The 20,429-nt window shown below is 72.1% G+C and carries 17 protein-coding genes and 3 pseudogenes; 11 read left to right on the forward strand and 9 right to left on the reverse strand.

Translation table 11 applies throughout. The features are described from left to right. Nucleotides 1–5 precede the first annotated feature (5 nt). The 5 genes from ACLQ29_RS10425 to ACLQ29_RS10445 all read left to right on the forward strand — a co-directional run bounded on the left by ACLQ29_RS10425 (nt 6) and on the right by ACLQ29_RS10445 (nt 5,718). Nucleotides 6–899 carry a hypothetical protein gene (locus ACLQ29_RS10425; RefSeq protein ID WP_425771411.1) on the forward strand — a complete coding sequence of 298 codons (894 nt, stop codon included), beginning with the start codon at nt 6–8 and terminating at the stop codon, nt 897–899. Nucleotide 900: 1 nt separating this feature from the next. Continuing rightward, nucleotides 901–2,670: a class I SAM-dependent methyltransferase gene (locus ACLQ29_RS10430; protein WP_425771647.1), complete on the forward strand. Its 1,770-nt coding sequence runs from the start codon at nt 901–903 to the stop codon at nt 2,668–2,670. A 146-nt stretch (nt 2,671–2,816) separates the two neighbouring features. Then, entirely contained in the window at nt 2,817–3,569 is a 753-nt protein-coding gene (locus ACLQ29_RS10435) for a cytidylyltransferase domain-containing protein (protein ID WP_425771648.1), read from the forward strand. Beyond that, entirely contained in the window at nt 3,566–4,669 is a 1,104-nt protein-coding gene (locus ACLQ29_RS10440; protein WP_425771649.1) for a PseG/SpsG family protein, read from the forward strand. The genes ACLQ29_RS10435 and ACLQ29_RS10440 overlap by 4 nt, the downstream gene beginning before the upstream one ends. Nucleotides 4,670–5,082: 413 nt before the next feature. Next, nucleotides 5,083–5,718 carry an alpha-ketoglutarate-dependent dioxygenase AlkB gene (locus ACLQ29_RS10445; RefSeq protein WP_425771412.1) on the forward strand — a complete coding sequence of 212 codons (636 nt, stop codon included), beginning with the start codon at nt 5,083–5,085 and terminating at the stop codon, nt 5,716–5,718. 82 nt (nt 5,719–5,800) lie between these two features. On the opposite strand, the gene ACLQ29_RS10450 is transcribed toward ACLQ29_RS10445, so the two are convergent. The 5 genes and pseudogenes from ACLQ29_RS10450 to ACLQ29_RS10470 form a co-directional block, all read right to left on the reverse strand. Beyond that, nucleotides 5,801–6,319, reverse strand: coding sequence for a TrmH family RNA methyltransferase (locus ACLQ29_RS10450; protein WP_425771413.1), 519 nt, complete (start codon nt 6,317–6,319; stop codon nt 5,801–5,803). A 283-nt stretch (nt 6,320–6,602) separates the two neighbouring features. Continuing rightward, nucleotides 6,603–8,684: pseudogene (locus tag ACLQ29_RS10455) on the reverse strand (DNA gyrase subunit A); the annotation flags it as partial. Between the two features lie 393 nt (nt 8,685–9,077). Continuing rightward, nucleotides 9,078–9,959 (reverse strand): annotated as a pseudogene (locus ACLQ29_RS10460) (LAGLIDADG family homing endonuclease); the annotation flags it as partial. A 12-nt stretch (nt 9,960–9,971) separates the two neighbouring features. Further along, nucleotides 9,972–10,373: pseudogene (locus tag ACLQ29_RS10465) on the reverse strand (DNA gyrase subunit A); the annotation flags it as partial. Nucleotides 10,374–10,411: 38 nt separating this feature from the next. Beyond that, on the reverse strand, nt 10,412–12,469 hold the full coding sequence (locus ACLQ29_RS10470) for a DNA gyrase/topoisomerase IV subunit B (protein ID WP_425771414.1): 2,058 nt from the start codon (nt 12,467–12,469) through the stop codon (nt 10,412–10,414). Nucleotides 12,470–12,868: 399 nt separating this feature from the next. Between ACLQ29_RS10470 and ACLQ29_RS10475 the strand changes: the two genes are divergently transcribed. Both ACLQ29_RS10475 and ACLQ29_RS10480 read left to right on the forward strand, forming a co-directional pair. After that, nucleotides 12,869–14,125, forward strand: a complete 1,257-nt coding sequence (locus ACLQ29_RS10475; RefSeq protein ID WP_425771415.1) for a hypothetical protein — start codon at nt 12,869–12,871, stop codon at nt 14,123–14,125. A gap of 100 nt (nt 14,126–14,225) precedes the next feature. Beyond that, nucleotides 14,226–15,089, forward strand: coding sequence for an alpha/beta fold hydrolase (locus tag ACLQ29_RS10480; protein ID WP_425771416.1), 864 nt, complete (start codon nt 14,226–14,228; stop codon nt 15,087–15,089). Nucleotides 15,090–15,113: 24 nt separating this feature from the next. Here ACLQ29_RS10480 and ACLQ29_RS10485 read toward each other — a convergent pair whose 3' ends face one another. Beyond that, nucleotides 15,114–15,284: a hypothetical protein gene (locus tag ACLQ29_RS10485; protein ID WP_393367388.1), complete on the reverse strand. Its 171-nt coding sequence runs from the start codon at nt 15,282–15,284 to the stop codon at nt 15,114–15,116. 196 nt (nt 15,285–15,480) lie between these two features. Between ACLQ29_RS10485 and ACLQ29_RS10490 the strand changes: the two genes are divergently transcribed. Together ACLQ29_RS10490 and ACLQ29_RS10495 are read left to right on the forward strand one after the other, a co-directional pair. Then, nucleotides 15,481–16,110 carry a hypothetical protein gene (locus ACLQ29_RS10490; protein ID WP_425771417.1) on the forward strand — a complete coding sequence of 210 codons (630 nt, stop codon included), beginning with the start codon at nt 15,481–15,483 and terminating at the stop codon, nt 16,108–16,110. Between the two features lie 156 nt (nt 16,111–16,266). After that, nucleotides 16,267–16,638: a hypothetical protein gene (locus tag ACLQ29_RS10495; RefSeq protein ID WP_425771418.1), complete on the forward strand. Its 372-nt coding sequence runs from the start codon at nt 16,267–16,269 to the stop codon at nt 16,636–16,638. A gap of 15 nt (nt 16,639–16,653) precedes the next feature. Here the strand turns inward: ACLQ29_RS10495 and ACLQ29_RS10500 are convergent, their stop codons facing one another. Then, the gene (locus ACLQ29_RS10500; protein ID WP_425771419.1) at nt 16,654–17,565 is read right to left on the reverse strand and encodes a DUF72 domain-containing protein; all 912 of its coding nucleotides are present in this window, start codon (nt 17,563–17,565) and stop codon (nt 16,654–16,656) included. 129 nt (nt 17,566–17,694) lie between these two features. Between ACLQ29_RS10500 and ACLQ29_RS10505 the strand changes: the two genes are divergently transcribed. Further along, nucleotides 17,695–18,198 (forward strand): DinB family protein, encoded by a 504-nt coding sequence (locus tag ACLQ29_RS10505; protein ID WP_425771420.1) that lies wholly within the window; start codon nt 17,695–17,697, stop codon nt 18,196–18,198. A gap of 9 nt (nt 18,199–18,207) precedes the next feature. Here the strand turns inward: ACLQ29_RS10505 and ACLQ29_RS10510 are convergent, their stop codons facing one another. Beyond that, nucleotides 18,208–18,732: a mycothiol transferase gene (locus ACLQ29_RS10510; RefSeq protein ID WP_425771650.1), complete on the reverse strand. Its 525-nt coding sequence runs from the start codon at nt 18,730–18,732 to the stop codon at nt 18,208–18,210. 78 nt (nt 18,733–18,810) lie between these two features. Here ACLQ29_RS10510 and ACLQ29_RS10515 point away from each other — a divergent pair, with 78 nt between their 5' ends. Then, nucleotides 18,811–19,326 (forward strand): 2'-5' RNA ligase family protein, encoded by a 516-nt coding sequence (locus tag ACLQ29_RS10515; protein ID WP_425771651.1) that lies wholly within the window; start codon nt 18,811–18,813, stop codon nt 19,324–19,326. 336 nt (nt 19,327–19,662) lie between these two features. On the opposite strand, the gene ACLQ29_RS10520 is transcribed toward ACLQ29_RS10515, so the two are convergent. Next, entirely contained in the window at nt 19,663–20,385 is a 723-nt protein-coding gene (locus ACLQ29_RS10520; protein WP_425771421.1) for a hypothetical protein, read from the reverse strand. Nucleotides 20,386–20,429: the final 44 nt, after the last annotated feature.

Raw genomic sequence — 20,429 nt, forward strand, 5'->3', positions numbered from 1 at the left:
ACCTGATGCACCACGCCAACCACTTCTACGGCCACGCGCACGTGCTGGCCCGCTACGCCGGTCTCGGCGACCGGCACCCACCGCGGATCAACGGGTACGTGCAGCACGGCTGGAACATCGGCGACGGCCTGGCGCCCGGTCACCCGTACGCCGAGCGCGCCCCGAGCCTGCTCTGGTCGGAACAGACCCGCCGGCGGGCCTGGTCGGTGGGACGGCGCAACGTGGTCGTCATCGGCGCGCCGTTCGCCTACCTGCTGGCCCTGCGCCCCGAGGACCCGCCGGCGGAGGAGCGGGAGGGCACCATCTGGTATCCGTTCCACGGCTGGGAAGGCCAGCACGTCAAGGGCGACCACCGGAAGTTGATCGCGCTGATCCAGGACACCGAGCCCGGCCCGGTCACCGTCTGCCTCTACTGGCACGAGTACCGGATGCGCAGCGTCCGTCGGCTCTACGAGCGCGCCGGCTTCCGGGTGATCTGCCACGGCTACCGGGGGCACTGGTGGAAGGACACCGACCCGGAGTTCCTCGACAAGCAGTTGACCGAGCTGCGTCGACACCGCCGGGTAGCATCCAACCGGCTGACCAGTGCGATCTTCTACGGCATCGCGGCCGGCTGCGAACCGGCGGTCTACGGCGACCCGATGATCCTGTCCAACGAGGACCCGACCTTCGGCGGGACGGCCCGCATCCGGCGGCAGTGGCCGCAACTGCACGGCACCGAGGTCGACAGGCCCACCGCGGTCGAGATCGCCCGCGCCGAGCTGGGCACCGACCACCGCTGCACGCCGGCAGAGCTGCGGGAGCTGCTCGGTTGGGCGAACCTCCAGGAGGAAGAGGACCACAGTGACGACAGCCTCTGCGACGGCATCCGCCGGCCGGATCACCCTGCCCGGCGGTGAGATGCTGGCCTGGTCCGACCTGCCGCGGCAGCGCCTGGCCGACGGTGGACCCGTCGCCGCGCTGGCCGCCCGGCTCGTGCCGCCCGGCGCCCGGGTGCTGGTGGCCGGGCCACACGATCCGGCCCTGCTCGACCAGCTCGGCCACGCCGAGGTGACAGGCCTGCTGCGCAGCCACCCGGACGCGGTCGCGCTCGCCCAGCGGGCCGCCCACCTGGTGGTGGGTGGGCCGGCCGGGTTGCCCGACGACGAGACGTACGACGTGGTGATCGCCGCGGCCGGGCTGGACCCGGTGGAGTCGGTGGAGGGCGCCCGCCTCGGTTGGGACGGCGTGCTGGCGCGACTGGTCGCCGCCCTGCGTCCGGGTGGCGCGCTGGTGCTGCGCGTGGACAACCCGCTCGGCCTGCACCGACTCGTCGCCACCACCCCCTGGTACGCCGGCCGGGACGATTCCGCGTGGACGATCGGCGGGGCCCTCGACCGGACCCACCCGGCCAACCGGGACCAGCTCCGCGAGCGGCTCACCGCGGCGGGGCTGCGGCCGGGCGCGTGCTGGGCCGCGTACGCCGACGCCGACGCCCCGACGGCGCTGCTCGACGCCGACCACCTCGACTCCGACACCGGCTCCGGGCTCTTCGACGCGGTGCTGCACGGCGCGTGCGCCGGTTTCCCGAGCGGCACCGTGCTCCAGGACCCGTCCCGGCTGGCGGTGGACGCGCTGCACGCCGGCCGCGCCGCCGACCTCGCGCCGGGTTGGCTGGTGCTCGCCCACCGGCCCGCCGACCCGGCGGATCCCACCGCACCGGCCGTCGACCGGGACCTGCCGGTGGTGCTCGTGCAGACCGGGCGGCCCGGGATCGGTGTGCTGGAGGTGCTGCACGGCCCGTCGGGATGGCGGTGGGGGCGGATCGCGACCACCGAAACGGACCTGCCGGCCGCCGCGCCGTTCGCCAGCCGCGAGGCCGCGTACCGGGACGCCGGCGCGCTGTCCGGGCCGGTGCCGGCCGGCCGGCTGCTGCGTACCCTGCTGCTCGACGCGGCCCTGCGCCGCGACCTGGCCACCCTACGCACGCTGCTGCACGGGTACGCGGGCTGGCTCGCCGACCAGGCCGACACCGATGGCCGGATCCCCGGCGCGGCGGCGCTCGCCAGCGCCGACAACGTGGTCGTCGACGGCGAGCGGTACGTGGTGCTCGACCCGAGCTGGCGGGCCACCGAAGCGCTGCCCGCCGACGTGGTGCTGGCCCGCGGGCTGTGGCGCTTCGCGACGGCCCTGCTCACCGGCGGGTACGCCCACCCGTGGCCGTCCACCCTCGACGTCGCCGGCCTGACCGTGGTGCTCGGCGGCCTCGCCGGCCACGACCTGGACCGCGCGACGGTCGCCGAGGCGGTGGAGGCCGAGGCGGCGATCGCCGCGGCGCTGCACGGGCTGGACACCGACGGCAGGCTCCACCTCGCCACCGAGCTGCACGCCGTCTCACCCACCGACCCGCCGGTCGGCGCGGGCAGCTACCAACAGCTACGCGAGGCGTGGCTGCGCCAGCGCGAGGAACTCGCCCGGCTGGCGGCACTGACCGCGTGGACCGAGGAGCTGCTCACCTCACGGGAACGGGCGCTGCGAAGGGCCGAGACGACAATCGGCCTGCTCAGCGGATCGTTGAGCTACCGGGTCGGCCGACTCGCCATCACACCGGCCCGGCTGGCCAAGCGGGGCGCCCGCGCCGCCAAGCGCCGGGCCACCGCCGCGCTCAGCCCGAAGGAGGAGCAGCAGTGACCGGCGTACCGGCCGACGGGGTGCCCCCGACGCGCGAGGTGGCGCCGGCGGACGGCGCGGCCCCGACGGACGGGATGGCCCCGACGGACGGGATGGCCCCGACGGACGGGATGGCCCCGACGGACGGGATGGCCCCGACGGACGGGATGGCCTCGGCGGACGGCGCGGGAGCCCGGATCGTCGGCATCGTGCAGGCCCGGATGGGTTCGTCCCGGCTGCCCGGCAAGGTGCTCCGCCCGCTCGCCGGACGTTCGGTGCTGGGCCGGGTGGTGCGCGCCGCACGCGACAGCGGTGTCCTGGCCGACCTGGTGGTCGCGACCAGCACGGACCCGGTCGACGACGCGGTGGTGGCCGAGTGCGCGCGGTTGGGCGTGGCGTGCCACCGCGGCCCCGTCGACGACGTGCTGGGCCGATTCGTGGGTGCGCTCGGGGCGCACCCGGGCGACGCGGTCATGCGATTCACCGCCGACTGCCCACTGCTCGACCCGGAGATCATCGCCCTGGTCGCGTCGGTGTACCGGGCGGTCCCCGGGCTCGACTACGCGAGCACGTCGATCGCCCGCACCCTGCCCCGCGGCCTGGACGTGGAGATCATCGCGGCGGAGACGTTGCGCACCCTGGACCGGCTCGCCACCGACCATCACCGGGTGCACGTGACCTCGTACGCGTACACCCATCCGGAGCTGTTCCGGGTGCTCGGGGTGACGCTCACCCCGGACCGATCGGCGCTGCGGCTGACCCTCGACACCGAGCGGGACTGGGCACTGGTCACCGCGGTCGTCGACCACTTCGGCGACGTCAGCGTGCCGCTGGCCAAGCTCGCCGACTGGCTGCACGGGCAACCCCACCTCCGCGCGCTCAATGCCGACGTCCGACAGAAGCGGCTGGAGGAGTGCTGAGCACGCCGCGGGTCGGGCTGCGCTGCGACGCCAGCCCTCGGCGGGGCGTCGGCCACCTCGTCCGCTGCCTGGCACTCGCCGAGGAGTTCCTCGCCCGAGGCGCCCACGTCGCCGTGTTCGGCACCGTCGAACGGCTCCCCTGGGCGACCGCGGAGCTGACCGCGCGGGGCATCCCCCTGCACCCGGGCCCGGACTCGCCGGCCGAACTGGTCGAGGCGGCCCGCCGACACCACCTCGACGTGCTGGTCCTCGACTCCTACGAGCTGGACCCGGCCGGGGCGGGCGCACTACGCGCCGCCGGCGTGTTCACCCTCGCCGTCATCGACGGGGACAGCCGGGGCCAGGTCGCCGACCTCTACCTCGACCAGAACTTCGGCGCGGAGCTGCCGGGCCTGGGTTCCGCGCCGGAGCCGCCGGGGCTGCCGGGGCTGCCGGGGCTGCCGGGCCGGCTGCTCGCCGGCAGCGATTACGCCCTGCTGCGCGACTCCGTGATCTCCGCCCGGCCGGCGGCGCCTCCGCCCGCCACGGCGGTCAGCCGACCCCGGGTGCTGGCCTTCTTCGGCGGCACCGACGCGGTCGGCGCGGCACCGGTACTGACCCGGGTGCTCGTCGCCACCGGCCATCCGATGGACCTCACGGTCATCGTCGGTCGACCCGAGATCGAGGCCGAGGTCGAGGACGTCGCCCCCGGCCGCGGGCAGATCATCCGGCCGGCGCCACCCACCAGCACGCTGCCCGACCTGATCACCGAAGCCGACCTGGTGGTCAGCGCCGCTGGCACGTCCACCTGGGAACTCTGCTGCCTCGGCGCACCCGCCGCGCTGGTGTGCGTGGTCGACAACCAACGCGAGTCGTACACCCGGGTGGTGCGGCACGGCCTCGCCGCCGGCCTCGGCGAGTTGCCGGAGCTGACCGCCGCCGGTGTCGCCGGACGCGCCGCCCGCGCGGCGGCGGCACGGACCCTGCTCGGGCTGCTCAGCTCACCGCAGCGCCGCGCGACGCTCGCCGCGCGGGCCTGGTCCACCGTCGACGGGCGGGGCCGGTCCCGGGTCGTGGACGCGGTGTTCGACGCCGTACGCGCCGCCGCCGGTCCCGGCTGACCCCAGCAGGTCATGCTGTTGTGCCGGGGTGGTCTTGTCCCTCGACCCAGGTTGATCGGCCGGGGGTGCGTGGGTGCCGGTCGGCGGGGCGGCCACTGCGTGTCCGGGGGTGGGCGGGGGTCCTTTGCTCTGCACCCGCGGGTGCGACGGCTACGGTCTGCGACCGGTGCATATCGGGGTGCAGAGCAAAGGGGGCGACTCGTGCACCGTGCCACGCCGAGGGAACGGTTGGCGGTCGAGGTCTTTCCTGGCCGGCCGCAGCGCCAACGCAACCGCGTTGTCTGGAAACAGTCCCCCTCGAACACGTCGGAAGACCACGACAACCAGGATCGAGCACGATCTCCGCGAGTGGCAGCGGCCCGGCGGGTCCCGCCATTGGCACGGGTGTACGAAACTGCTGCTAGGGTGGCCATATGACGCAGGCCGCCTACCAGCCGTCGATGCTCGACCTGGCCGACGCCGGGCCGACCCTGGGGCCGCTGCCCGGCCTGATCCGCCGCCACCAGCTCAGCCGGGGCGCCTGGGTCGACCACCTCCCCGGCTGGGTGCACGGCTCCGACGCCGTCCTCGACACCCTGCTCACCGAGGTCCCCTGGCGGGCCGAGCGGCGCACCATGTACGACAGCGAGGTCGATGTGCCCCGCCTGCTCTGCTGGTATGACGGCGACCGGCGACTGCCGCATCCCGTGCTCACCGAGGCCCGGGCCGCGCTGACCCGGCACTACGCCCCCGAGCTGGGCGAGCCGTTCGTCACCGCCGGCCTGTGCCTCTACCGCTCGGGGCGCGACAGCGTGGCCTGGCACGGCGACACCATCGGCCGCTCCGCGCACACCGACACTGTCGTCGCGATCGTCTCCTTCGGCGCGCCCCGTCCGCTGCTGCTGCGCCCGCGTGGCGGCGGCGACAGCCTGCGCTTCCCGGTGGGCCACGGCGACCTGATCGTGATGGGCGGCTCCTGCCAACGCACCTGGGAACACGCCATTCCGAAAACCGCCCGCCCGGTCGGCCCCCGGGTGAGCGTCCAGTTCCGCCCCGTCGGCGTGGCCTGACGTCGCCCCGCCCCGGCACGCCCCCCCGCCCCGGCACGCCCCCCGGGCCTGGCGCGGGCTGGCCAGCACCCCCGATACCCCCCTACAGCAGGCCGGCAAGTTTGTAGAGGACCAGCGATCCGGCGACGGCGACGTTCAGGCTCTGGCCGTGCCCGACCATGGGAATCTCCACGGCCGCGTCCAGGTGGTCGAGCACCTCGGGCGGGATGCCTGTCGATTCGTGCCCGAGCAGCACCACGGTGCGCCCCCGAGCGGCGGGCAGGTCACCGAGTCGGACGGCCTCGTCGGCCAACTCCACCCCGAGAATCCGGGTACCGGCGGCCCGTTCGGCGTCCAGCCACCGGAGCGGGCTGCCGACCCGGTGGACGCAGCCCGGCCGGCGCAGGGTGTTGCCGCGGGCGAGAGCCTCGTCCACCCACCGGAACGGCGGCACGGCCAGGCAGGCACCAACCGCGTCGCAGGTGCGCAGCAAGGTGCCCAGGTTCGCGCCGTGCAGCGGCCAGAGCGGAGCGGCGATCAGGTGGCCCCAGCAGCCATGCTGGCGGGGTCGGCGGGCGGCACGCAGCTCGCGCCTTGGCCGGACCCGGATGGCGGCGCTCACGCCGCGCCGGCGACTCCGCCGGACCGAAGAAAGATCATGTGAGAGGTGCTTGGCGGCGCACCCGGGCCATCACCGACAACAGGAGCCCTCACCATACCGCCCTCGCGGGCTCCTCCACATGATCGTGCTCCATCCACGATCGAGCGCGATCAGGCGGAGGCGCGAAGACCAAGATCCGCGCAGCTTCGGGGATAGTGCTGCCTGCGACGCTTCCGAGGCAGCACTATCCCCGGTGTTGCTGCCTCGGATCCTGCGGACGGGCGAACGGGCACCCGGGTTGAGATCAGTCGCGTTCGATCACGTGGCCGACCACAGTTGGGCCGAGCATCACCGCGAAGCCGGAGCCGTCGCGACGGGGATCCGCCGCCGGCAGCTCCACCGGCTCACCGGTGCCGGTCGCGCCGACCGGGCGCGGACCCACCCAGGCGACGACCACGTCCGTCTCACCCTTGAGGAAGCGGTGGGCACGCACGCCGCCGGTCGCCCGACCCTTCGCCGGGTACGACTTGAACGGCGTCACCTTGACCGTCGCCCCGGTGGAGGTGACCACCATCGGCTCACCGTGCCCCGGGTCGTCGGTGCGGACCGCGCCGAAGAACGCCACCCGCGCACCGGCCGGCAGGTTGATGCCGGCCATCCCGCCGCCCTTGAGGCCCTGCGGACGGACCAGCCCGGCCGGGAAGCGCAACAGCGACGCCTCCGACGTGACGAACGTGAGCGATTCGGTGCCATCGGCCAACCAGGTCGCACCCACCACCTCGTCGCCGTCGCGCAGGCCGATCACCTCGAACTCGTCGGAGCGCACCGGCCACTCCGGCGCGCAGATCTTCACCACGCCCTGCCGGGTGCCCAACGCCAGCCCCGGTGAGCCCTCCGCCTGCCCGCCCAGCGGGGCCAGGCCGACGACGGTCTCCCCCGCCGCCAACGGCACCAGCTCGGCCGCGGACATGCCGCCCCGCAGCGACACCGTGCCGGCCTGCTCGGGCAACACCGGCAGCGGCAGGACGTCGACCTTGAACGCCCGACCGGCGCTGGTCAACAGCAGCACCCGACCACGGGCCGTCGAGTGCACGATGGCGCGTACCGTGTCGTGCTTGACCCGGCCGTTGCGCCGACGCCCCTCGGCGCTCTCCTCCGACTCGGCCGCGGTCCGGGCGACGAGCCCCGTCGCCGAGAGGATCACCTGGCACGGGTCGTCGGCGACCTCCAGCGGGCCGGCCGGCGCGGACGCGGCCAACACCTCCTTCAGGTCACCGTCGACAAGCGTCGTCCGTCGTTCGGTGCTGAACTGCTTGACCACGGCCGCCAGCTCGTCGGAGACCACCTTCCGGAGCACCCGCTCGTCGTCGAGGATCTTGCTCAGCTCGGCGATCTCGGCGCGCAGCCGCTCCTGCTCGGTCTCCAGCTCGATCCGGTCGAACTTGGTCAGCCGGCGCAACGGCGTGTCCAGGATGTAGGTGGCCTGGACCTCGGACAGGCCGAACCGGCTCATCAGCCCGTCCTTCGCGGCCTGCGCGTCGTCGCTGCCCCGGATCAGCCGGACCACCTCGTCGATGTCCAGCAGCGCGATCAGCAGACCGTCGACCAGGTGCAGCCGCTCCTGACGCTTCCGGCGACGGTACGAGGTGCGTCGGGTGACCACCTCGTACCGGTGCGCCAGGAAGACCTCCAGCAGCGCCTTGAGCCCCAGCGTGCGCGGCTGCCCGTCGACCAGGACCAGGTTGTTGACGCCGAACGACTGCTCCAGCGGGGTCAGCCGGTAGAGGTCGGCGAGCAACGCCTGCGGGTTGACCCCGACCTTGCACTCGACGACGAGTCGGGTGCCGCTCTCCCGGTCGGTGAGGTCCTTGACGTCGGCGATGCCGGTCAGCCGCTTGGTCTTGGTGACCTCGTTGGTGATCGCCGCGATGACCTTCTCCGCGCCAACGCCGTAGGGCAGCTCGACCACTGTGATCGCCTGGCGGCCCCGGCTGCCCTCGATCGGGCCGATCTCCACCTTGCCGCGCATCCGCACCACACCGCGCCCGGTCTCGTACGCCCGGCGCACCTCGTCCAGGCCGAGCAGCACCCCACCGGTGGGCAGGTCGGGGCCGGGGACGAACTCCATGAGCTTGTCCAGGGTGGCGTCCGGGTGGTTGATCAGCCAGCGGGCCGCGGAGACGACCTCGGCGAGGTTGTGCGGGATCATGTTGGTGGCCATCCCGACCGCGATCCCGGACGCGCCGTTGACCAGCAGGTTGGGGAAGGCGGCCGGCAGCACTGTCGGCTGGGTCAGCGACCCGTCGTAGTTGGGCTCGACGTCGACGGTGTCCTCGCCCAGCTCACCGACGAGGAGCATGGCCTCCCGCGACATGCGTGCTTCGGTGTTGTGGTTGACGAAACCGCCGGCGAGGAAGGAATGGTCCTCGGACTTGACCCGGACCGAGTAGACCTCCGCCGGCTCGCAGGACGTTACCTCGGTGACGCGCTCGAACCGGTACCCAGAGTCCATGATCGGAAGAATTGTCGCCAGCAGTTCCGGCTCTTTGATGCGATCAATGATTCGAAGGCGCTCGGTCTCCCATCGCTCGACGCGATCGAAGTTGTGCGTCGTCAGCCACTTGCGCCCGCTACCACGACGGTCAAAGTCCAAGGCGTCACGCACATATGCGGCGACGAAGGGAACGTGATCCTTACTCAGCCGATGCGGACGCAGCGGCGCGTGACGCAGAACCTTGTTCAGCTTCGCCTGTTTGGTGCGGAGGAAGCCCACCCGATTAGCGAATGCCTTGATGTTTCGCAGACCGGAAATCACCAAGCGGTGCTCGACCGAGCCGCTGGGACGCGTGTAGCGGCGCCAGCAGGCGACGACACCGAATTCGGTGAGCAACTCTTGGACATCCCTGGTGAGCCGCGCACTGTAACTCGTGTACTGGATGGTGAAGCTGTCCTTGGCGACCCGCACCCCGCCGTCGCCTTCAAAAAGAGCCATCAGGAAGGCGCGCTTGACACCCCAGCCACCGTTCCAGACGAATTGCGGGATGAACTTGTCCCGGGCCTGATGCCCGATGAACTCCACCAGTGGGCTTGCCCGGAAAGCGTCCATGCCGCCGGCATGGATCTGGATGTCGATTTCCTGAATGCGCTTCCGGTCGCGACGGGTCTGCCGCTCGCTGACGTAACGCCGACCACCAACCACCTGGTCGTACGCATGCAGAACCTCATCGAAGAAGTGCTCGTCGGTGTTGTTGAACCCAGCCCTTGTCTCACTCGCGAAGCCCTCGGACGCCCATGCGCCACCGAGAATGCCCAGCGAGTATTCGCGAGCGGTGGGTATGACCTGCGACCAAGCATTGCGCGCCACACAGACAATCGAGCCGACTGCAAGCTCGTCGAGCCGTCGCCACTGAAAAATGGGGACGCCCATGGGCGACTCAAGACAGAGCACCAGGTGATTTTCACTGCCCCGAAGCGAGAAACCGGCATCCGTGCCGATCCGGACCGTCGGATGGACGCCGGAGTTGAACACCCTGTCAACCTGAACGGCTTTACCGTCTTTGTCGAGCACCTCGAAGTCGACGTCGACCTCGCTGTCCGCAGCGAGGCTTACCAGGTCAGCAATTCGCGGGCTGGTGCCGTCAGCAAGTCGAATCCGGGTATCTCCCGTAACGCAGTAGCGCGAGGCAGCCGGGCCATCGTCTGGGGACCCAAAATTCCCGTGCCCGTCGATAAGTGGCACGTTGAGTGAGAAGTCCTGTGCGAGTCGGACCATCGCATCATAAATGGCTGTATCACCATGTGGATGATACTTTCCCATTGTATCCCCGACAATTCGGGCAGACTTCACGTGCCCGCGATCCGGGCGGTAGCCCTGCTCGTACATCGACCAGAGGATGCGCCGGTGCACGGGCTTGAGGCCGTCGCGCGCGTCGGGCAGGGCGCGGGAGTGGATGACCGAGAACGCGTACTCCAGGTAGGAGTCGGAGACCTCGGTGACCAGCGGGTTGTCGAAGACCCGCGCGCCGGCCTGGTCGAACGAGGAGAGATCGACCTTGTTTTCCTTACGGCGTGCCATGACTCAGCTCTCCAGGGGAACTGGAACGGAACGGGCGCTCACGCGTCGATCGCTTCCCGGTCGACCCGGTCGGCCGAGTCGATCAACCAGTTGCGGCGCGGCTCGACCTTCTCGCCCATCAGCAGTTCGAGGATGCGTTCGGCGGCGTCGACGTCGTCGAGGGTGATCCGGCGGACGGCCCGGGTGGCCGGGTTCATCGTGGTGTCCCACAACTCGTCGGCGTCCATCTCACCGAGACCCTTGAACCGCGGGATGGGCGTGACGATCTGCTTGCCGGCCTTTTCCAGCTTGCGGACCGTCGTCTCCATCTCGGCCTGGGTGTAGGTGTAGACGGTCTGCGGGTTGCGCCCCCTGGTGGTGATCTTGTGCAGGGGCGGCATCGCGGCGTAGAGCCGACCGGACTCGATGAGCGGCCGCATGTACCGGGCGAAGAGAGTGATCAGCAGGGTACGGATGTGCGCGCCGTCCACGTCGGCGTCGGCCATGATCAGCACCCGGCCGTAGCGCAGTGCGGAGAGGTCGAACGTACGCCCCGAGCCGGCACCGAGGACCTGGACGATCGCGGCGCACTCGGCATTGTCCAGCACCTGCTGGAGGTTGGCCTTCTGCACGTTGAGGATCTTGCCCCGGATCGGCAGGAGCGCCTGGTATTCCGACGATCGTGCCATTCTGCTCGTGCCGAGGGCGCTGTCACCCTCGACGATGAACAGCTCGCTGCGTTCGACGCCGGTGGCCCGGCAGTCGACGAGCTTGGGCGGCATCGACGCGCCCTCCAGGGCGGTCTTGCGCCGGGCGGCGTCCTTCTGTTGTTTCTGGGTGAGCCGGACCCGGGCGGCTTCGACGATCTTCTGCAGGACGGTGCGGGCCTCGGCCTTGGTGCGCCGGTCCTCCAGCCAGGCCTTGACGTGGGCGTCGACAAGGCTCTGGAGCACCTTTGTGATCCCCGGGGTGGACAGCTCGTCCTTGGTCTGCGAGGTGAACTGCGGCTCGGGGATGCGCACGTGCACCACTGCTGTCATCCCCTCCAGGACGTCGTCCAGCAGGGGCGGCTCCTCCTTGGCCTTGAGCAGGCCGCGGGTGTTGCGGACCGCGTCGGCGAGGGCGCGCACGAGGGCCCGCTCGAAGCCCTTGCGGTGGGTGCCGCCGTGCGCGTTGCGGATCGTGTTGGTGAAGCACTCGACAGTGCGCTCGTAGCCGGTGCCCCACCGGAACGCCACCTCGACCTCGGCGCGTCGCTGCACGTTCGACTGCATGACGCCGTTGGCGTCGGCGGCGTTCTCCCGGTAGGTCCCCTCGCCGTTGACCAGCAGGGTGCCGGAGACGGGGCGGTCACCTGCCGGCGCGAGGAACTCCACCATGTCGCTGAGCCCGTTGGGGTAGTGGAACCGCTCCTCGGCGGGCGCCTCGCCGGTCAGGTCCCGCAGCAGGTAGGTCACGCCGGGGACCAGGAACGCGGTGTTGCGCAGCTTGGTGCGGACCGCGTCCACGTCGAGCGCGGCGCCGGTCTCGAAGTAGCGGGCGTCGTGCCACCAGCGGATCGAGGTGCCGGTGCGCTGGTTGCGCTTCATGGCGCCGCTGACCTGGAGGCCCGGGCCGGCGGTGAAGGGCGCGTCCGGTCCGGGGCCGTCGAAGACGCCCGGGACGCCGTGCCGGAACGACATCGTGTGGATCTTGCCGGCTCGGCGGACGGTCACGTCGAACCGTCGGGACAGCGCGTTGACCGCCGAGGCGCCGACGCCGTGCAGACCGCCGGAGGTCTTGTAACCGGAGCCGCCGAACTTGCCACCGGCGTGCAGCCGGGTGAGCACCAGCTCGACCCCGGAGATGCCGGATTTGGCGTGCACATCGGTGGGGATGCCCCGGCCGTCGTCGTCGACCTGTACCGAGCCGTCGGCGTGCAGGATCACCTCGACGGTGCTGGCGTGGCCGGCGACACCCTCGTCGGTGGAGTTGTCGAGGATCTCGTTGACGAGGTGACCCACGCCACGGCTGTCGGTGGAGCCGATGTACATGCCGGGCCGCTTGCGGACGGCGTCCAGCCCCTCAAGGTGGGTGAGGTCATCGGCCCCGTACAGGGTGTCAGGCTCTGCGGTCAACTGGTCGTACTCCCCGGTCTCGGCTGTGTGCTGCCGGTCACCGGCGACATCAGCCGGCGTGGCGCGCCGCAGCGAGCCTAGCCCGAGGCTAGGACAACTCCCGGAGGACCTACGCGACCCGCCGCGCGACAGCCGCCGGACGTGAGCCACGGAACAGTCAACCAGTGAGCACGGGACCACACAGAGACACCTTCTGTCCGACTCGGTCCAGGTCCTGATGTCGGTCGTCACGCCGTTCTTCGGCATCCTGCTCGTGCGAGACCTGCGGCGGCCGACCCGCGGCGGAGCCACGTGTCTTTCATCGAACGATTCTGTTACGGGCCATTGACGCCCGTTGCACAGGGGTGATCTGATCGCGCTCTCAGAGAATCTTTCATCTTTCGATGGATGGGGGCCCCCATGCCCAGGTTCCGCCGTACCGCGCTCGCCGCGGGACTAACGCTCGCCATGGCCGCGCTGTCGACAGCCGTCGCGCTGCCCGCACCCGCGTCCGCGGCGCTACCCACCGCCGCGGTGGCGCTCGGGGACAGCTTCATCAGCGGTGAGGGCGCCGGGGCGTACACCCCTGTGGTCGACGTCAACGGCGTCGCCCAGGGGTTCCCCGGCTGGACTGCCGCGAACAACAACGCGTTCTTCTGCCACCGTTCGGCGAACGCCTCGCTCAACCAGGCCAACCTGCCGGGCATCCAGAACCGGTTCAACCTGGCCTGCTCCGGTGGCCAGCCGCACGACATCGCGACCGCCTCGCAGGCGCGGACCAACGGCCGTACGGTGGCCTCGCAGCTCGACCAGCTCCGCGCCGTCGCGCAGACCCAGGACATCGACCTGGTACTGATCGGTCTGGGTTCCAACAACAGCTCGTTCACCTTCGGCAGCGTCGCGGAGAAGTGCGCCAACCGGTTCATCGCCGACGCGTGGACCGGCTGGTGGGAGTTCTGGGCGTACCTCAACGGCCCGGTCGAGCAGAAGCCGTGCAGCGACGCCGACCTGGCCACCGCCGCGCAGCTCAGCGCCGCGACCGCCGAGACCACCGCCGCCGTCCGCCAGGTGCTGACCACTCTGGACCAGATCGACGCGGACGGGCAGCACCGAGTGGTGTTCCAGGACTACACGAACCCGCTGCCGCTGGACCTGAACCCGCAGTTCCACGAGGAGGACAGCCGCGACGACACCCGGGACAAGTTCCGTGACCTCGGTGCCGAGCGGTACGCGGCCGGCTGCCCGATCCACCGCGCCAGCCTGGCGCCGGGCCACCGCTTCTCGCAGGGCCTGGGCGCCATCGTGAAGTCCACCCGGGACACCCTGGCCGCCGAGTTCCCCGCCGACGACCTGGTGTACCTGAACGTGCAGCAGGCCTTCAACGGCGCCCGGCTGTGCGAGCAGACGAACAGCCCGACGGGTTCGCTGGCCACGCCGATCCGGTTGCAGGACGGCGCGAGCGGCACCTTCGTCACCAGCCTCGCCGGCAAGGACAAGATCGCCATCCAGCGGATCGCCAACACCTGCGTCAGCTACTTCCAGACCTGCCAGGAGTCGTGGCACCCGAACGCCACCGGGCACCAGGTGCTCGGCCAGTGCCTGAGCGGGGCGGCCTCCACAAGCGCCCGCGCGGTGGCCTGCGTCCGCGCCGGAAACGGGACGATCTCCGTCTCCTGACCCCGTCGCCAACCGGAGGGCTCCGCCACGGCGGGGCCCTCCGTCGCGTCCGAGCGCCGCCGGCTACCCGCCGGTAACGCCGGAGCCGTAGGCTGGGCCGGTGGACGCAGACCCGGGGTACGCGCAGGAGTTCGTCGACGTCGACGGCGGCCGGTTGGGTGTGCAGGTCTACCCGGAGCCGGTGGGCACGACGGGCGCGCCGGTGGCCGTGATCTGGCCCGCGATGGGTGTGCGGGCCCGCTACTACCGGCCCTTCGCGGCCGAGCTGCGCGCCGCCGGGCTGGCCGTGGTCGTCGCCGACCTGCGCGGAAACGGGGCGAGCACCCCGACGCCGAGCCGGGCCGACCGCTACGGCTACGCCGAGTTGGCCGACGACGTCGGCGCCGTGCTGGGCGCGCTCAAGCCACGGCTGGACGGTCGTAACCGGCTGCTGGTCGGGCACTCGCTCGGCGGCCAGGCCGCGCTGCTGCACCTCGCCCTGCACGGCGCCGACGAGGTGGACGCGTTGGCGCTGATCGCGGTCGGCATCCCCTACTGGCGAAGCTATCCGGGCCTGCGCGGCCTCGGTGTGCTGCCGTACACCCAGGGGATCGCCGCCACCGCGGCCCTGCTCGGGGTCTGGCCGGGCTGGGGTTTCGGCGGGCGGCAGGCACGCGGCGTGATCCGCGACTGGGCGCACACCGCGCGGACCGGCCGTTTTCCCCGGCTCGACGGTACGGACACCGAGGCGGCGGTACGCGCGGTGCGCACACCCGTGTTGGCGGTCAGTGTGGACGACGACCAGTACACCCCGCACGAGACGATGGACGACCTCTGCGCGAAGCTCGCCGCCGCCCCGCTCACCCGGGAGCGTTACACGGCGGCGCAGGCCGGCGCCGCACTGGACCACTTCTCCTGGGTCCGCGCGAGCACCCCGCTGGCGCGGCGGGTCGCCGGTTTCGCCGGCGACCTGCCGCCCCGCTGAGCCGTACCGGGCGTCCCGGAGGGCTCAGTCGTCCTGGTCCAGCGGCACCAGCTCGCCGTCGCGCTCCACCTGGATCTCCGCGTGCTCCTTGCGGGGCGCGACCTCCGCGGTGTTCCGGTGTGGGTCGTTGTCCGGGTGCATGAGCACCGCGTCGGTTTTGGGGGTCTTCTCCCGACTCTCGTCCGGCTGCGACATCCCGTTCCCCTCTCCGTCAGCGTCGATGGGGATCTACCCGCCACCGCGCGGACGACTCCTGCCGGCGGCGATGGTCGACGTCGAGACCCGAACGTCCCGGTCGTACCGGCGCGGCGCGGATCAGCCGCCGGACGACGGGGTTAGCCGCCCGGGCGGCGGGTAAGCCGCAGCGCCCAACACGGCGGAAGGGGATCACATGTCCGAACGGCATACCGCACTGCGCTCGATGCACGATCTGGGTCTCGCGGCCTGGTTCGGCGGCTCCCTCATGGGTGCCTTCGGCGTCAACGGCGCAGCCGGGAAGATCAGCGACTCGACCCAGCGACTCTCGGTCGCGTCGGCGGGGTGGTCCAGATGGACCCCGGTCAACGCTGCCGCCATCGGCGCGCATCTGGCCGGTGCGGTCGGCGAACTGGTGACCGAGAGCCCACGCGTGGCGGCTCAGTCCGGGGTCGGCCGAACCAGCGCCATCAAGACGGCGTTGACGATCGGCGCGCTCGCCGTGACCGGCTACAGCCGGTTGATCGGCATGCGCCTGGAGAAGGCCGGCGCCTCACCGGTGAGCGGGACGACCGAGCCCAATCACCAGACCCCGGCGAGCGTGGCCTCCTCGCAGCGGCAGATGAAGCTGCTGCAGTGGGCCATTCCGGCGCTGACCGGGACCCTGGTCGTGGTCACCGCGTACATGGGTGAGCAGCAGAAGCCCGGCCAGGTCTTCAAGGGGATTCTCGGTCGGGGCGGCAACATGAAGGGCGCCTCGAAAGGCATGATCAAGATGGCCGGCATGAGTAACGGCAAGCGGCCGATGGCGATGGCCGGACGCTGAACGCCGGGCCGGCCGGCGTCCCGCCGCCCTCTCGACGGCGGGGCGCAGGCCGGCCCTGCGCGCGCAGCGCCGCGACGACCCTCGGGTGGCGACACCGAGCGACCTGAGGAGAGCACACCGTCCGCCGACCGCGGCGGACCGAGGAGCGGGGTGGCCATGACGGCACACAAGGGACGCAGCGGTGACAACGACCGGCAGGAGCCGGAGGCGACCCAGCCGTGGGGCGGCGGCGACGGCGTCGACGCCGACGCGCCCTGGGGCACCGACGCGGATTCGCCGATGGACGAAGGCAGCGAGCAGACCGCGGTGCCCGAGGGACGACGCGGGGAGCGGCGGGCGGGCGCCCCGGCGGGCCGAACCGACCCGGCGGGACGGCACGGCTTCGGCTCGGTGGAGCCGACCCGCACGACGATGGCCGGACCCGGTGCCCCACCGGACCCGGCGCCGAGCGGCCGGACCTTCCCGGACGACGCCGACATCGGCGAGTCGACGCAGGACGCGCTGCGCAGCCGGGGCCGACGCTCCTGACCCCGCCGGGGACGGTCAGCCGGTCGATCCGGCCGCGACGGTCCGATCGGCGATCATCGTCTCGGTGAGCAGTTGCGCCAGCCGGGTGGCGTCGCGTTGGGCCTGACCGGCGCAGCAGTTGTTGAACAGCACGTGCAGGTCGTCGGTCGGGCCGGCGAGGTCCGCAAGCAGGCCGGCCCAGTGCCGCAGCTCGTCGTCGCCGTAGGCGTACCGGAACTTCTCCTGCTTGTCGCCGTCACGCCAGGCCTGGCTGTGGCCGTGGAACCGGACGATCGCCGGCTCGGCGGTCCCGGTCAGGATCGGCGGCACCGACGACGGGTGCCCCTGCGGCATGTCGACGCAGACGAGTGACAGGTCGTGCGCGCGCAGCAGGTCCAGCGTCTCCGTCGCGGCCGGACCGTCGAACCAGGAGCCGTGCCGCAGCTCCACGCCGACCCGCCACGGGCGGCAGCGCTGCGCCAGCTCGACGATCCGGCGTTCGGCCGCTTCACCGCGTACCAGCCAGGGTGGGAACTGCAACAGCACCGCGCCCAGCTTGCCGGCCGCCGCGATCGGGTCGAGGGCCGCGCGGAACCGGGCCCACAGCTCGTCGTACGCGCGCTCGGGCAGGTCACGACGGCGGATCCGGCTCGGGCCACCGGCCGGACGCAGGTCCCGGGGTAACGCGGCGACAGGTGTCGGATGGCCGGTGAAGAGACTGAACGCCTTGACGTCGAAGGTGAAGTCGTCGGGTGTGGCGTCGACCCAGCCGTGCGTGGTCTCCGGGACGGGGACCGCGTAGTAGGACGTGTCCACCTCGACGAGCGGAAACCGGCCGGCGTAGAAACCGAGTCGACGGGCCGGCGTGTTGGCCGAGCGTGGATACCACCCGGAGCGCAGCAACGACTGGTCGGCCCAGGACGACGTGCCCACCTTAATCACACCCATGTCATTCAGTGGACCGCCACGGACGCGGATCGGCAACCGCTGGCGAATCGCGCGTCGCACGCCGTGTCCGGCACCGGAAGTGTCGGTGCCTCGCCCTAGGGTGGGTGAACATCGACGAAGGGTGGCGGCATGACCAGCACGGAGCAGCTCACCGGTGAGCGGGCCGATCTACTGCAGACGCTCCGCCGGCACCGGGGTTTCCTCCTGCACACGGTGGACGGGCTCACCGACGAGCAGGCCGCTACCCGCCCGACGGTCAGCGAGCTGAGCCTCGGCGGCCTGGTCAAGCACGTGGCAGGCGTCGAGCACCGGTGGATGCTCTTCGCCGTGGGTGGAGCGGAGGCGATGCAGCGCGAGGAGATCGACTGGGTCGGTCAGTTCCGGATGACGCCGGGCGAGACCCTCGCCGGTCTGGTCGAGCGGTTCCAGGAGGTGGCCCACCAGACCGACGCGCTGATCGCCACCCTCGACCTGGACTCGGCGCACCCGCTGCCGCAGGCGCCCTGGTTCGAGCCGGGGGCGAGCTGGACGGTCCGCCGGGTGCTGCTGCACCTCATCGCCGAGACGTCCCAGCACGCCGGGCACGCCGACATCCTGCGGGAGTCGATCGACGGCACGAAGACGATGGGCTGACGGCGAGCCCTATCGACCGTTGCCCGCGTCCGCCTCGATCAGGCCGCGCACGTAGGCGGCCTGGCCGACGTGTTGCAGGTCGTCGTCGGCGATGCTGACCAGCCGGACGCCGAGGGTGACCGGCGGGTCCCACGACTCGTCGACCACCCGGTCCAGGTCCGCCGGGCGCAGGCCGGCCAGGAACGATCCGGTCCGCGACGCCACCGCCTCGTAGTAGTCGACGAGCGCCTGCGCGCTCTCCGGCCGCACCGTCTCGACCTGGGCGGCCGAGTGGCCGTAGCCGGTGTTGTCCGGGTCGGCGGTGAGCCCGAACCGGCCCGCCCAGTCGCCGCTGACCCAGACCTGGTCGGCGTCGAGCAGGTCGGCGACGTGGTGATCCTGGACCCGGGTCAGGTGCCAGACGAGCCAGCCGATCGAGTTGGCACCCGGGCCGGGCGCCCAGCGCAGCTGTTCGGATCCCAGCCCGTCGACCGCCGCACGCACGAGGTCGGGCAGTCGGTCGTACGCCTCGGTCAGCAGGTCACTCACGTTCACTGGCACGCCCTCCGGGTCGATTTCCTCCTCAGGTACCGCTGGCGCGTGCGATCAAACCTCGGCCACTACGGTGATCGGGTGGTCGCCGCGTTGGAGTTGTATCTGGACCCGGACGCCACCCGGCGGATCCGGGCGCTCTGGGACGCCCTGGAGGCCGAGGGCGTGCAGAGCATGCGTTCGCTGTGGGAGCGGCGCCACCGGCCACACGTCTCGCTCGCGGTGGCACCCCGCTTCAACCCCGAGCAGGTCGCCGAGGCGCTGCGCGGGACCGTCGTCGCGGCCCCGCTGCGACTGGACTTCCAGCACGCCGGGCAGTTCGTCGGCCGGGTGCTCTGGCTCGGCCCAGCCCCCACCCCGGAGTTGCTGACCCACCAGCGGATGGTGTCCGACCGGCTCACCGCCGCCGGCATCCCCCTGACCGAGCACTACCGGCCGGGCCGCTGGGTGCCGCACTGCACGCTCTCCATGCGGGTGCCGAACGCGCTGATGGCCGCCGCGGTGCGCCGCTGTCTTGAGGTGTTGCCGCTGGCCGCGACCGTTGTCGGCGCGGCGCTCACCGACCACGCCCGGGGCATCGCCCACCCGCTGCCCTGACCACAACCGGCCCCGCGCCGACCGGACCGACGTCCGACGTGGACGGGCGCGGTCACCTGTCGCGCCGCCGTCGTGCGGAGACCGTCGCCGCCACCGCGGCCGCGAGCGGGACCGACGCGCCGGCCACCAGCAGCAAGCGGGGACCGACGCGCCGGCCACCAGCAGCAAGCGGGGACCGACGCGCCGGCCACCAGCAGCAGGCGGGGGCCCCGCGGGGCGAGCGCCCCGGCCAACCCGATGCCGAGCGAGCCGGCGTCCCCCGCAGCGCGGCCGTCGACACGAACACCTGCGCTCGCACGGCCTCCGGCGCGTACGCCGACCACGCCGCCAGGGTGGCTACGAACAGCGGCGCCGTCGCCGCCCCGGCCACGGCGAACACGACGACCGCCACCGGAAAGCTGGGTACGGCGGCGCAGAGCGCGAGCCCCACCGAGCTGAGCGCCGCCCACCGCACGGCGAGACGTCCGGCTCACCGACCAGCGGAAACGCGGTGACCAGGAGCGCGGCGGCCAGGTTGCCACAGCCGCACGCGGCGGCCAGCGGGGCCCGGCCAGGACGGCGAGGGCGGCCACCGCGCCCGGTCCGGCGCTGCCACCCACCCCGTACGTCACCGCGTCCCAGCCCTGACCGCGCCGTTGCACCCGTTCGTCGGGGTCGAGCAGTCCGGCGAGCCGACTGCTCAGACCCCCGGTCAACAGCGGTCCGCAGGTCCACGCGACGATCAGCAACACCGCGGGCAACACCGACCGGCACCCGACCGAGCAGCAGCCCGGCCGCCGCGACCGCCGCGGCGTACGTGGCGAAGCCGGCCGCCAACCGGCCCCGGCCGTCCGGCGCCCGGTCCAGCCAACGGGCCAGCAGCGGCCCGAGCAGGTGCGGCGCGGTCAGGCAGGTGGCCAGCAGGCCGCCGAGCAGCGCCGGACGGGCCGCCCCCACCGCCGGCAGGGTGACCAGCAGCACCACCCCCACCGCCGCGCCGGCGTCCGCGCCTCGGGCCAGCGTCGCGGCGACGAGGTAGGCGGGCAACGCTCGGCGGGCGGGGACGACGGGCGAGACCATTTCGGCAGCTCGGCTCACCCGGTCTCGCTACCCAGTCGTCAGGT

This window comes from Micromonospora sp. DT228 (genome assembly GCF_049841595.1).
GTDB lineage: Bacteria > Actinomycetota > Actinomycetes > Mycobacteriales > Micromonosporaceae > Micromonospora.